The sequence below is a fragment of the Ideonella sp. FW305-24 genome, from assembly GCF_058788035.1.
This window is the reverse complement of sequence record NZ_JBYTAI010000003.1, coordinates 1-13,303: the sequence shown is the minus strand read 5'-3', so window position 1 is coordinate 13,303 and position 13,303 is coordinate 1. Positions and strand designations below refer to the sequence as shown.

Here is a 13,303-nt window from a genome sequence, read left to right as displayed (position 1 = left end):
GTTGAATGCCGGCCCGGAACCTCGGGGAAACACCAGGAACGGCTTCTCTTTCCCGCAAATACTATCGATAGACATTTTGGCGCCGAAGCCTCTCTCAGGTGTTCGGCGCCTGTCTTTCCAATAAAATGGCTATCGATAGACATTATGCCGGACTTTTTCTTTTGCACATCGGTCAAGGCCTCCGGCGACCGCAGGCCGGGCGCGGTGCATGGGGCCGGCGGCCGTGCCCCGCGCGATCCAGATGTCTATCGATGGATGCGGCTGGGCATGGCCTTCATCTGCCTCGGTGCGCGGCTTGCATCGGCGCAGCCGATGCCGGCGCCACTGCTCGCGCTGAACTTCGACCGGCTGGCCCAGGGCGAGCTGCCCGTGGGCGCGACGATCCACACGCAGTTCCGCGCACCGGACGTGGTGCCGGGCGTGATCGGCAGTGCCTGGCGCACCGATGGCTTTTCCAGCTACATCCAGGCCGCGCTGCCTCTGGACGCCCACGCCGGCTTCACGTTGTCGCTTTGGCTGGCGCTGGAAAGCTTCCCTTCCGATCGGGAAGTGCCGGTCGACGAGCTGTCTCCCTCCTCGATCGCCCAGCAGTCGCAGGACGGCAAAGGCTTCGACCTGCATGTCGACGCTTTTGGCCGCTGGGGCTTCCGCATCGCCACCTCGGCGGGCATGCTGGAGCTGCTGGCGCCACAGCGCTTCCCGCTGCGCCGCTGGGTGCAGGTGATCGTCAGCGTGGATCCGCAAGCCGGTCTCGTTCGCCTCTACCAGGACGGCGCGCTGCTCGGCACCGCCAGCGGCCAACCCGGCATGCGCCTGCTTCTGTCGGCCGTGCCGCTGACGCTGGCGGCACCGGCCATCGAGGCGCGCATCCTGGATTTCATCGTCAACCGCCTGAATGCCGCCTATGACGAGTTGGCTGTCTATCCCTCGGCACTGAGCGTCGAGCAGATCAGGCGCCTGCCGGTTCCGGCCGTCGCGCCCGATGCCGAAGCCTCGCTTGTAGTGCCGGCCACACGCTTCGCTGGCGACACGCAGCGCCCGCGCGTGCATCCGATGCCGCCGGCCAACTGGACCAACGAGCCGCACGGCCTGATCCGCGTCGGGAACGCCTGGCACCTGTTCTACCAGCGCACACCCAACGGTCCCTACAAGACCCTGATGCACTGGGGCCACATGACAAGTACCGACCTGGTGAGCTGGAAACACCTGCCCGACGCGCTGTGGCCCGAGCTGCAAACGGAAGACAGCGGCTTTGACATGAAGGGCATCTGGTCCGGGCACGTGATCGAGGACGGAGGCAAAGCCCTTGCCTTCTACACCAGCGTCAACCATGGCGACCGGCTGGCGGCCGCCAACCCCGGCGTGGCGATGGCCGTCAGCGAGGATCCGCAACTGCGCCACTGGCGCAAGCTCGGCCCAGTCCTGAACAGCCAGGGCCTGCGCGACTTTCGCGATCCTTTCCTGTGGAAGGAGGGCAGCACCTGGCACATGCTCGTCGGTGCTGCGCTGGAGAGCGGCGGCGGACTGCAGCACTATGTGCTGGACCGTTCGCAGGCGCGCCCTCAATGGAAGCCCCTTCGCTTCACCGACGTCGCGTGGCGCCAACTCGACAACGGCTCCGAGATCTGGGAGATGCCGGTCTTCGTGCCGCTGGGCGACGGCGTGTGGCTGCTGCTGGCCAATCCAATCGGCGGCAAGGTGAGCAAGTACGGGGAGCCCGCCACCCGCGCCGTCTACTGGACCGGCACATGGTCCGGCGACCTGTTCACGCCTTTCGACCGCAGCCCTAAGCCCCTGGACCTGCTGCCCGGTCACCTGGCACCGACGGTGGGCCGCGCCGCGGATGGCAGCCTGCGCGCGATCGGCATCGTGGACGAGCGGCGCACGCCGGCGGCGCAGTTGCGTGCCGGCTGGGCCCATGTCTTCAGCTTGCCGCGGGTGTGGACGCTGGGACCCGATCGGCGCACGCTGGGCCAGGCGCCAGCGCCGGAGCTGCGCGCCTTGCGTGACGACCCGCTGCGCGCCGACAGCGCGCTGGCGCTGGACGAGCACCCGCAGCGACTGGCCAGCGGGATGCAGGCCTACGAGCTGCAACTCGACCTGAGCGGCACCGCCCCGGTCACCATGGACCTGATGGCCTCGCCGGACGGGGGCGAATTCACCCGCCTGCGCTTCGACCCCGAGCAGGGCAGCGTGTCCGTCGACAAGACGCACGCCAGCCTGTCCGCCGAGAACGAAGGCCCGCTGCGCTTGCAAGGCCACTACGACCGCGCCGCGTTCGGGGTCATGCGCCGCCTGCGCGTGTTCGTGGATGGCTCGGTCGTCGATGTGTTCGTCAATGACGCCGCAGCCTATTCCCTGCGCAGCTACCCGACCCTGCCCGCCAGCACAGGCCTGCGCCTGTCCTCAGACAGACCCATGACCGCGCAGGTTCAGCTCTGGCCGCTGCGGCCGCCACCCTGATCGCCCCACCACCACCGACCTCGAGAAATACCCCGGCAAGGGGATCCACAGGAGACGAACGATGAAATACCCACGAGCCGCCATCGCCTGGCGTCTGTTGCCCGTGGCCTTGGCAGCGCAGGCCGCCTTCGCCCAGCAGGCCCCGGCCCCCGAAGCCTCCGAGAGCGCCGAAAAGCCGCAGGAGGTGGTCATCACCGGCACTGCCAGCAGCGGGCGCCAGACGCTGAAAAAGGACTCGACCAACACGATCAACACGCTGTCGGCCGAGGAGATCCGGCGCCTGGCGCCGATCAGCACCGCCGACCTGCTGCAGAACGTGCCGGGCATCTTCGCCGAGGGCAGCACCGCCGGTGAAGCCAGCAACAACATCACCGTGCGCGGCCTGCCGGTCACTGGTGGCTACCGGTACGCACCGCAGCTGATCGACGGCCTGCCCTGGTTCGAAGAGCCAGAGGTGCCCTTCATGAACAATGACGTCGCCGTGCGCGACGACCTGATGACCAAGCGTGTGGAAGTGGTCAAGGGAGGGACTGGCGGCATCCTGTACTCCAACGGCCTGGGCGCCACTGTCAACCACATCACCCGCACTGGCAGCCAGCAGTTCGAGGGCGGCTACAAGCTGGAAGTGGCCGACTACAACTTCGTCCGCAATGACCTCTTCGTCTCCGGCCCGATCAGCAAGAACCTGACCTTCGCCGTGGGCGGCTTCTACCGCACCTCCGACGGCCTGCGCAACACCGGCTACACCGCTGACAAGGGCGGTCAGGTGAGGGGCAATCTCGTTTATCAGACCGATGACGGTCGAAGCGAAGTGCAGCTTCACGCGCTGAAGATCAACGACCGCACCGCCTTCTACCAGAACGTGCCCTTCCAGGTGCCGGCCATCAGCGCGCCGGGTACGCCGGCCGATCCTGTCAAGATCCGCATGGACCAGGTCTGGCCGCTGGGCATCGATTTCGCGCATGGCACGGTGGCGTCCTCGTCGAACCGCCGCTTCAGGATGCTCGGCGAGTACGGTGAGCGCCAGATCGACACCGCCGACGGCATCCACCCCGACTTCAACATCACCACGCTGAAGGGCATCCACGAGTTCGAGTCGGGCTGGACGCTGGACGCCGGCCTGCGGCACTCGAACGGCAGCAGCGGCTTCAACGGCATGTTCACCGGCAACGACACGACCACGGCCGCCCGCTTCAACAATGCCCGCTTCAACAACGACGTGCTGCGTTTCGGCAGCTTCTACCCGACCGCCGTCGGCGTGGCAGCTTATGGCGTGGACGGCGGCGCACGCATCGCCGACAGCGCCTATCTGAACTACCTGATTCCCTTCATCGCGAGGACCGAGGCCCGCAGCACCTCGTTCGACTTGAAGCTGGGCAAGTCGGTGCAGTGGCTGGGCGAGCATCAGCTGACCCTCGGTGCATATGCCACCAACTATGCGAACAGGCAGAACTTTCAGCAGTCGCTGCTGGTCTCGACGATGGAGGCGCATCCGCAGTTGGTAGACCTGCGCGCCATCGATGCCGCGGGCAATCCTGTCGGCCCCTCGGTCACTTCCAATGGCGTGATGCGCCTGGGCTTCAATGGCTATTTGGCAGATGCCAAGGTCAAGGGCGAAGCGCTGTATTTCCTTGATCATTGGGAAACGGGTGACGGCCGGCTGAAGATCGACGCAGGCGTGCGCCACCAGACGCAGCGCGCCAACGTGATCTACAACGTGCGCGACCAGACAAGCGACCTGACGCCGGCCGGCGTCCTGCCCGGCAGCACCGCCGACACACTGGCCGACAACGAGATCCTGCTGCCAGGTGCCGACCAGAGGCTTGACTCCAAGCTCAGCGCCACCGGCTGGTCGCTGGGCAGCAACTACTCGGTGCAGCCCAACCTGGCCGTCTACGGCCTGGTCTCGCGCTCCTTTCGGCTGCCGAGCCTGGAGCAGCTGAACCAGCTGCAGTTCGACCCAAGCCAGCCCGGCAGCAAGGTCGAGCGCATCATGCAGTACGAAGGCGGCCTCCGTTACTACGCCAAGACCTGGGACACCCAGCTGGCGCTGTTCTACAACAAGTTCAGCCCACGCGACCAGTACGTGGACTTCCGCGATTTCACGTCGCCAAGCTGCACGCCGGCCGGGGTGACAGTGGACATCAACAGCTGCCCGCTGGTGCGCGAGTTCTACCGCCGCGGCATCGAGAACGTCGGCCTGGAGCTGGAAGCTGCGTGGCGGCCGTCAGAGGTCAAGGGCTTGGAGCTGCGCTTCAACGGCCTCGTGCAGGACCCGAAGGTCGTGGACGCGAACTACCGGACCGTCAAGGAGCTGCGCGTCAACGACGTGGTCACCGGCTACACCTTCGAGCAGATCGGCGAGGACGGCCGCCGACCGCGCCGCCTTGCCGCGGTCATGGCGAACTTGCAGGCGAGCTGGGACTTGAAGCCCTACACCGGCCTGCCGCTGAAGCCCTATGCCAAGTACACCTACTTCGGGAGCCGCTACTCGGAATCGCAGGACGTCAACGTCACGCTCTACCCTGCGTACTACCACCTCGATGGCGGCTTCATCTGGGACTTCAGCCAGAAGAGTTCGATCCAGTTCCACGTCTCGAACATCACCAACCGCCTCTCGTTCACCGAGGGCGATCCGGTCTTCGTGGACCTGAAGGGCCCCAACGGCGCGACCAACCGCGGCGTGAGCCGACCGCTGTTCGGTCGCACGCTGCGCGCCATGTACACCTACTTCTTCTGAGTGGGAGAACCATGATGAAAAAACTGCTTTGCATGCTGAGCCTGCCCGTACTTGTCCTGCTCAGCGCCTGCGGTGGTGGCAACGGCGGCAGCGCCGAGTCGCTGCCTCAGCCGCACTCGCCGGTCATCTCCGATCCGGGTGCGTTGAGCGTGCCTGAATTCACCACGGCCGTGGCGAAGTTGACGGTCAGCAGCCCGGACAACAACGCCTTCGAACTCACGCTCTCCGGCGCCGATGCGGCATTGTTCGCGATCAACGGCGATGGCTCCATCCGCTTCGCGATTCCGCCCGACTTTCAGAATCCCGCCGATGCGGACAAGGACAACACTTACCAGGTCACCGTCGTCGCTGACGACAGCTACTCAACGCCGTCGAAGCTGAACCTGTCCATCAAGGTGACCGCCTGCCCGACATGCCACGTGGCCAACACCTCGGCACATGTCACCACCGACGACACCACTTTCGTCACCGAGAACGTCATCTCCAGCTTCGAGTACCCGGCACAGATGCAGCAGGACACGGCCAAGTACACGCTGACGGGTGCCTTCGCCACGACGACGAACTGGAACAATCTCGAGTATTCGAACCCGGGCATGGCGCCGATCGCTGCGCGCATCGGCGATGCCTCGGTCAGCACCTGCGAGATCGGCGGCGCGGGATGTGATGCGCCGACTGGCAGCATCGCGATCAACAACGTGCTCATCAAGAAGGATTCGATCACCTTCCTGATGTCGGGTGGCAACGGCGGGCCCGACGTCGGCGCGCAGGTGCTTTACACGCCGCCCGGTGCCAGCGCCCCGGTCGTTCTGGGAACCTACAACCCGAACAGTTGCGGGGATCCTGTGCTCAAGGGCGACCAGCACTACGTCAACTTCGACACCAGCGGCCTGATCGGCGAGACGGTGCAGCTGGTGATCTTCGACAATGCGTCCAGCGGCTGCGGCTTCGTCGCCTTCGACCACTTCTACCAGACCGACGAGCCGCGCGGTGTCAATGCCGGCGTGCTGAGCAAGCCGCTCACGCCGGTCAAGGTCAGCGTCGAAGGTCCGGTGGCGTTCCAGAAGATGGTGCCCTTCGCCAGCTTCGAGAACCCGGTGGACATGGTGGCCAAGCGCGGGTGGGCCGGCACCGGGGTGTTTGCCAACCCGACGGCGACGAGTTGGCAGGGCACGACTGGCACGGACGCCAACGCCGCGCGCGTCGGCGACACGGCCATCAGCACCTGCGAGATCGGCGGCCCCGGCTCGCCCTGCGACTCGCCGACCGGCACGCTGACCTCGCCGGCCTTCAAGGTGACGGACCCGTACCTGAACTTCCTGATGCATGGCGGCGGTGCGGGCAAGAACGTCGGCCTGCGCGTCATGGACACACTGGGCAATGTGCTGCTGAGCTACAGCCCGAACAGCTGCGGACCGTCCTTCATCCAGAACGACGATGACTGGACCCACATCGACATCTCGGCCCTGAATGGCGCCTTCATCAAGGCCCAGCTCTTCGACGAGGAGGCAGGCGGCTGTGGCTTCGTCAGCACCGACCATTGGTACCAGTCGCCTACCGCATGGAACCCCTCGGGCCAAGGCAAGGACGGCGGCACGGTCGTGCTCAGTGCAGCGATGACGGCCAGGCTGGGCTTCAATGTCACGGTGACGGCCGACGCCTTCGCGCAGCTGATCGGCGACTTCGACGATGCCATGGCCACCGCGCAGGTCTGGACCGCCACCGGTGATTTCGTCAATCCGGCCAACGCCGATGTCTGGAAGGGGACATCCGGCGGCGCACGGGTCGGCGTGGGAGCCGTCAGCACCTGCGAAATGAACGGCAACAACAAGGGCTGCGATGCCTCCACCGGCACGCTGACGTCTCCGCTGTTCACCGTAGATGCCGCGCGCCCCTTCCTGAATTTCCTGATGTCTGGCGGCAATCCCGACGGCACCGTTGGCCTGAAGGTGCTGGACGCTGCCGGCGAGGTTCTCGCGACCTACACACCGAATTCCTGTAACCAGTCCTCGATCAGGGACGATGGGAACTGGGTGACGCTGGACCTGTCGGTCCAGGCCGGCAAGCAGGCGCAGGTGCAGATATTCGACAACGAATCCGGCGGTTGTGGCTTCCTCAGTTTCGACCATGTCTACATGGGAGCCGTGCGCAAGCAGTAGGCCCTAACAGTGGGCAAGCAAAGCTGATGCAGGGCAGGTAGGCACCCCGCAAGGGGCCGTGATCTCGCCGCCACTGGCGAACATCTGCCTGCACTGCGTCTTCGACCTGTGGGCGCACCGCGGGCGGGGCGGCCATGCCAAAGGGAAGGTGATCATCGTCCGGCATGCCGGCGACAGCGTGGGCGATCTCCGTCCCTACCGTGACCAGAAGATGGAGCGCCGAAGGGGCTTCTGGCCGCGCGGCGCAGTCGCCGGTTGGCTCAAGTCAGCTCCTCGGTGACCACCGAGAAGTGCATCAACTGGTGTTGACCAAAGGTCATGGTGATCGGGACGTCGCCCGCATCGCGCCCGCGGCCGATGACGATGCGGCCGATCCGGGGCGTGTTGTGGCGGGCGTCGAAGGTGTGCCAGCGGTCGCCCAGGTACACCTCGAACCAGGCACTGAAGTCCATTGGGGAGCGCACCGGCGGGATGCCAATGTCCCCCAGGTAGCCGGTCGTGTAGCGCGCAGGGATGTTCATGGCGCGGCACAGCGTCACGGCCAGGTGGGCGAAGTCGCGGCACACGCCGGTGCGCTCATTGAACCCTTCCAGGGCGCTGCGATTGGCACGGGCCCGGCCATAGTCGAATTGAAGGTGGCCGTGCACGAAGTCCACGATGGCCTGCACGCGTGCCCAGCCCAGTGGCGTGCTGCCAAAGCGCGACCAGGCGAAGTCCATCAAGGCGCTGTCGACCTCGCAGTATCGGCTGGGCAACAGGTATTGCAAGGTCTCGTGGGGCAGGTCCTGCGGCGCATGCTGGATCGCGTCCAGACACACCGGGTCGGGCCGGCCAGAGTCGAGCACGACCGCCGTGTTCCGCAGTCGGACGCTGTTCACGTTCGGTGGCACGTTGATGCGGCCGCAGTGATTGCCGAAGGCGTCGGTGTAGTTCTCGATGGCCAGGCCCGGTTCGACGACGATGGCGTCGCCGCTGAGCACGTCGTGCTTGCGATCGGGATGCACGTTGAGCATCAAGAGGATGGCGTTGGGCGAATTGACGGCCAGCGTGATGTCGAACCCGATTTGAATTTTCAAGACAGCTTCCTGCTTCAATGGGCCGGCGCGAATCGAGCGCACCGGCGTGGTGATGGTGCGGCACCGTCTTTGGCGCCCCAAGGACGAATGTAGGAAGGGTCCGCCCCGGCCGCCATCGGGCAGGCGGCCTTGCGGCTGTGGGAGTCAACCTACGTCCGAGCCGTGGCGCCGCTGCTGCGCATCCGCCAGGACGGCGCCAGCGGGCAGATTTCTTCAACCTGTCCCAAGCCAGCACCATGCGTGCACAGACCCACCCGCAAGCAGATCAGACGGCGAGGAGGGCAGGCTGAATGCATTGCGCGGGATGTCCAGCGGGCCGGAGCGCTTTGCAGGGCATTACCATCACCTTCCAAGACCCTCGGCGCTGCAGGCTGCGGCGCTGCTTTCCGGACCTCGCCCATGTCGACCTCTGGCCCTACCGCTGCGCTGTCCTCGAGCTTCGACCCCAAGCTGCTGCGCAGCCCTGAAGACCTGGTGGCCACGCTCAGGCGATACCAGGACGTGCTCAACAGCGCGCTTGACACCGCCATCATCACGCTCGATGAAAACGGCCTGGTCACCGGCTGGAACCTGGGTGCCGAGCGGTTGCTGGGGTGGTCCGAGGGCGAAATGCTCGGCCGCTCGCTCGGTGTCATCTTTCCCGAAGAAGCGGGAGGTCCGGCGGCCCTGCTGGCCGAGATTGGCCAGGCCAAGCTGCAGGGGACCGGCGGCTCGGAGGGCTGGCGTTTGCGCAAGGGGGGCGGGCGCTTCTGGGCCATCGGCGAAACGCGGCGCATGGCCAGCGGCGAAGGCAGCTCGGGGTTCGTGAAGATCCTGCGCGACCGCACCGATGCGCAGCAGCTTGCCTTGGCTCTGCAGGAGCGCACGCGTGCGTTGGAGATCCTGAACCAGACCGGCAGCACGCTGGCCCGTGAAACCGAGCTGGACAAGGTCGTGCAGGCAGTCACCGATGCCGGCGTGGCGCTCACCGGCGCGGAGTTCGGTGCCTTCTTCTACAACCTGGTCAACGCGGCCGGCGAGAGCTACATGCTTTACAGCCTCTCCGGCGTGCCCAGGGAGAAGTTCGCGCAGTTCCCGATGCCACGCAACACGGCGGTGTTTGCGCCGACCTTCAGCGGTGAGGACATCGTGCGCTCCGACGACATCACGCGCGACGCCCGCTACGGCCGCAACGCGCCGAACGCCGGCATGCCGGCCGGGCACCTGCCTGTGCGCAGCTACCTGGCAGTGCCGGTCATCTCCCGCTCGGGCGAGGTCATCGGCGGGCTGTTCTTCGGCCACTCGCGCGTGGGCGTGTTCACGGAAGATTCCGAGCGCAACCTCGAGGGCCTGGCGGGCGAGGCTGCGGTGGCCATCGACAACATGCGCCTGTTCGAAAAGGCGCAGCTGGAAATCGCCGAGCGCAGCCGTGTCGAGGCGGCGCTGCGCGAACTCAACCTCGGCCTGGAGACGCAGGTGCAGCACCGAACGGCCGAGCTGCTGCAGCACGCCGAGGCTTTGCGGCAAGCGCAGAAGATGGAGGCCGTGGGCCAGCTCACCGGTGGCATCGCGCACGACTTCAACAACCTGCTGCAGGTGATCGTCGGCAACCTGGACTTGCTCTCGCGTGGCCTGCCAGAGGAGATGGCACGCCTGCGCCGGGCTGCGGCGCAGGCCATGTCCGGTGCCAAACGCGCCAGCTCGTTGACCCAGCGGCTGCTCGCATTTGCCCGCCGGCAGCCGCTGGACCCGAAGCCCCTCATTGCCAACGTGGTGGTGCAGGGCATGTCTGAGCTGCTGCGCCACGCGCTGGGCGAAACGGTCGAGCTGGAAGTGGTCGGCGCCGGCGGCCTGTGGACCACCGAGGTCGATCCGAACGAGCTTGAGAGCACGCTGCTGAACCTGGCGGTCAACGCCCGCGACGCGATGCCCTCCGGCGGCAAGCTGACCATCGAAACCGCCAACGGCCACCTGGACGAGGCTTATGCGGCGCGGCATGCGGAAGTGACCCCGGGCCAGTACGTGGTGATCAGCGTGACCGACACCGGTGCGGGCATGGACGCGCAGACCATGTCACGCGTCTTCGAACCTTTCTTCACCACCAAGCCCGAGGGCAAGGGGACCGGGCTGGGGCTGAGCCAGGTCTATGGCTTCGTCAAGCAGTCGCATGGCCATGTGCAGCTGTACTCGGAGCTCGGCATCGGCACGACGGTCAAGCTGTACCTGCCGCGCTACCACCAGCTGGCCCAGCCGACCGAGCATGACGAAGCCTTGCCGGTGCCGGGCGCCGAAGGCGAGCGCATCCTGGTGCTGGAAGACGATGCCGACGTTCGGGCCTTCTCGGTTTCCGCGCTGCAGGAACTGGGCTACCGGGTCATCGAAGCAGCCCACGGCGCCGCGGCACTGGCGGTGCTGGAGAAGCAGGGCGTGGACCTGCTGTTCACCGACGTGGTCTTGCCCGGCGGCCTGACCGGTGCAGATGTCGCCGCGCGGGCCAAGGTGCTGCAGCCCGGCATCAAGGTGCTGTTCACGACCGGCTACTCCCGCAACGCCATCGTGCACCACGGCCGCCTGGACGCTGGCGTGAACCTGCTCACCAAGCCGTTTTCGCTGGACGACCTGGCGGTGAAGGTGCGAGAGGTGCTGGACAAGGCGGTGCGAGACGCGACACATGGCGGCTGACGGCGCGGACATTGCTTTACGGTGCAGAAGGCCCTTCCCCTCTTCAAAGACGGCGGTTCGATCATCCTGAACTCGTCGGTCTCGAATGTGCTCAGGCTTCCAGGATTGACTGCTTACGCTGCGAGCAAGGCGGCTGTGCGCAACTTCTCGCGCGGGTGGACTTTGGAGTTGAAGGACCGTCGCATCCGCGTTCCATCACGATCTACACACCGCGCTGATGCAGGCCAAGGGCGCGACGGCGGCCCTCTTCAATCGAGCTGTCCACGAGCGGCTGAAGCCCGGCGGGTACTACGTCATCGTGGATCACCCGGCCACCGCCGGGCCGGGCACGGGCGATGCGCAGTCACCGCATCGGACTGTGAGCTGTCTGCAGGCCGATCCATCAGACCTTCGAGAACGAACTCGAAGTAGCCGTTGAAGTCGGCGTGACCGCACGGCATGGCATCCAGTGTTGAATAGGGCGCGATCGCATGGCGGTGCAGACAGGCCGCGATCAAGGGCAGCATCAGTGCATCCACCACGATGTCTGGATCCACGGCACGGAACTCGGCGCGCTCGATGCCGTGTTTGACGATCCTGGACACGAGCAGGCGCGTCGGTGTGATCACCTCGCGCATCCAGAAATTGGCCAGAACGGGAAAGTTGCGGGCTTCCGTGAACAGCAGGTTGACGATCCCGCCGGCCTCTCCTGCGACGAACTCGGACTGCCACGTGGCAATGAGCTCTCGAAGCATGTCAGGGCTGGCGCGAACATCGGTTGTCTCGTGCAACGAGATGGCGACTCGGGAAGAGAAGCGCTGCGCGATCAATGCCTTGAGCAGATCTTCCTTGCTGTCGAAGTAGAGATAGAGCGTGCCCTTGCAGACACCGGCGCGCGCGGCGATCTCGTCGATACGAGCCGCCGCAAACCCCTTTTCGATGAACAGGCTGAGGGCGGCATCCAGAAGCTCCTGAGGCCGCGCCTGCTTGCGCCGCCGGATCGGGAAGGCAGTGCGATTGATCATTGAAGCCCTGGCTTTCAGTGCGACGTCGCGAGTGGCGCATCTGTCTGATCCTTTGCGTCCCGGATTTGGGCTGGGGACGTTGCATCGAGCGAGGTCATGCCGCGATCTCTGGAACGCCCGCGAGCCGTATCGCGTCGTTCAGCACCTTGGCGGGCACGTCAGGCCTTTCCAGGACGATGAAGTGACCGGCGTACGGCACCTGGATGAATTCAGCAGTGGGAAGGAGTCGCCTGTTGGCCTGTCGGTCCGACGGTCGTGACCAATCCCTTTCTCCATAGATGAGATGGACCGGTACGCCGACCTCGGGATATCGGGACCGGGCCGCGATGAGGCTGGGCAGGTTCCCGTACACCGCACGGGCAACGACCGGGTAGCCTGGGCCGCGTCCGACCTTCAGCAGTTCATCGACATAGTCGTCGGTCAGGGCGGTCGTGTCGCCGAGACCTCCACGCAGCACGGCGCGCATGATCGCCTTGGGTTCGACACCCGCGATGGTCGGGCCAATGCCCGGGGCAAGCACGCCGGTCACGATGAACCGCGCCAGGAGGCTGGACCGCGCGATTCCCCCCGCATAGTCATAGGCATTGATCGCCACGACACGCCGCACTCTCTCGCGAAGATCTGCAGCGGCTGTCAGGGCGAGCGTGGCGCCCATCGACTCGCCAAGCAGCGTCACGTCGCGCAGGTCGAGTTGGGTGATGAAGCGCTTCACTGCATCGCGCATCGCGGGCTCGTCGTAGGAAGCACCCGGCACGATCTGCGAGTAACCCATGCCGGGCAGATCGAGTGCGTACACCGTGTACCGATCCTGGACCAGCGGGATGAGGTTGCGGAAGTGCTCGGCCTGCGTGCGCACGGTGTGAAGCAAGACCAACGGCGCCCCGGTTCCGCCCGCGAGGTAACGCAGTCGACCATGGCTTCGGGCTTGTGGCCCGAGCGGGTCCAGAAAGTGTTCGGTGGTCCCCGGGATTCTGATTCCGGAACGGGAATTGGTGGTTGCAGACAAGCTTGTTTCCCCAATATTTGACGGGTGCGTCAATGGCCAGCGGGTGTGGCCGTGTCTGCGAGCGGTGCCGCAGCCGGTGTCTGCGCCGGGCTGTCGCGCCGGATGCGGAACCACGCGGCATACAGCGCCGGCACGAAGACCAGGGTCAGCGCCGTGGCCGTCACGAGGCCGCCCATGATCGCGATGGCCATCGGCCC

At 65.8% G+C, this 13,303-nt stretch carries 7 protein-coding genes and 1 pseudogene; 5 read left to right on the top strand and 3 right to left on the bottom strand.

Annotated features, from left to right (window positions below):
• The first annotated feature begins 267 nt into the window (after window positions 1–267).
• The 3 genes from AC3WR5_RS08800 (at window position 268) to AC3WR5_RS08790 (ending at window position 7,359) form a co-directional block, all read left to right on the top strand.
• Window positions 268–2,463 carry a GH32 C-terminal domain-containing protein gene (locus tag AC3WR5_RS08800; RefSeq protein ID WP_492483601.1) on the top strand — a complete coding sequence of 732 codons (2,196 nt, stop codon included), beginning with the start codon at window positions 268–270 and terminating at the stop codon, window positions 2,461–2,463.
• A gap of 61 nt (window positions 2,464–2,524) precedes the next feature.
• Window positions 2,525–5,203: a TonB-dependent receptor gene (locus tag AC3WR5_RS08795; protein ID WP_492483599.1), complete on the top strand. Its 2,679-nt coding sequence runs from the start codon at window positions 2,525–2,527 to the stop codon at window positions 5,201–5,203.
• A 14-nt stretch (window positions 5,204–5,217) separates the two neighbouring features.
• On the top strand, window positions 5,218–7,359 hold the full coding sequence (locus AC3WR5_RS08790) for a hypothetical protein (RefSeq protein WP_492483597.1): 2,142 nt from the start codon (window positions 5,218–5,220) through the stop codon (window positions 7,357–7,359).
• A gap of 260 nt (window positions 7,360–7,619) precedes the next feature.
• Here AC3WR5_RS08790 and AC3WR5_RS08785 read toward each other — a convergent pair whose 3' ends face one another.
• Entirely contained in the window at window positions 7,620–8,435 is an 816-nt protein-coding gene (locus tag AC3WR5_RS08785; protein ID WP_492483596.1) for a transglutaminase-like domain-containing protein, read from the bottom strand.
• A gap of 399 nt (window positions 8,436–8,834) precedes the next feature.
• Here AC3WR5_RS08785 and AC3WR5_RS08780 point away from each other — a divergent pair, with 399 nt between their 5' ends.
• Both AC3WR5_RS08780 and AC3WR5_RS08775 read left to right on the top strand, forming a co-directional pair.
• Window positions 8,835–11,096 carry an ATP-binding protein gene (locus AC3WR5_RS08780; protein ID WP_492483594.1) on the top strand — a complete coding sequence of 754 codons (2,262 nt, stop codon included), beginning with the start codon at window positions 8,835–8,837 and terminating at the stop codon, window positions 11,094–11,096.
• Between the two features lie 3 nt (window positions 11,097–11,099).
• Window positions 11,100–11,288, top strand: a pseudogene (locus AC3WR5_RS08775) (SDR family NAD(P)-dependent oxidoreductase); the annotation flags it as partial.
• Between the two features lie 101 nt (window positions 11,289–11,389).
• On the opposite strand, the gene AC3WR5_RS08770 reads toward AC3WR5_RS08775, so the two are convergent.
• The gene (locus tag AC3WR5_RS08770; RefSeq protein WP_492483592.1) at window positions 11,390–12,100 is read right to left on the bottom strand and encodes a TetR/AcrR family transcriptional regulator; all 711 of its coding nucleotides are present in this window, start codon (window positions 12,098–12,100) and stop codon (window positions 11,390–11,392) included.
• Window positions 12,101–12,194: 94 nt separating this feature from the next.
• A complete protein-coding gene (locus tag AC3WR5_RS08765) occupies window positions 12,195–13,106 on the bottom strand; it encodes an alpha/beta fold hydrolase (protein WP_492483590.1) in 912 nt (303 codons plus the stop codon).
• Between the last annotated feature and the right edge of the window lie 197 nt (window positions 13,107–13,303).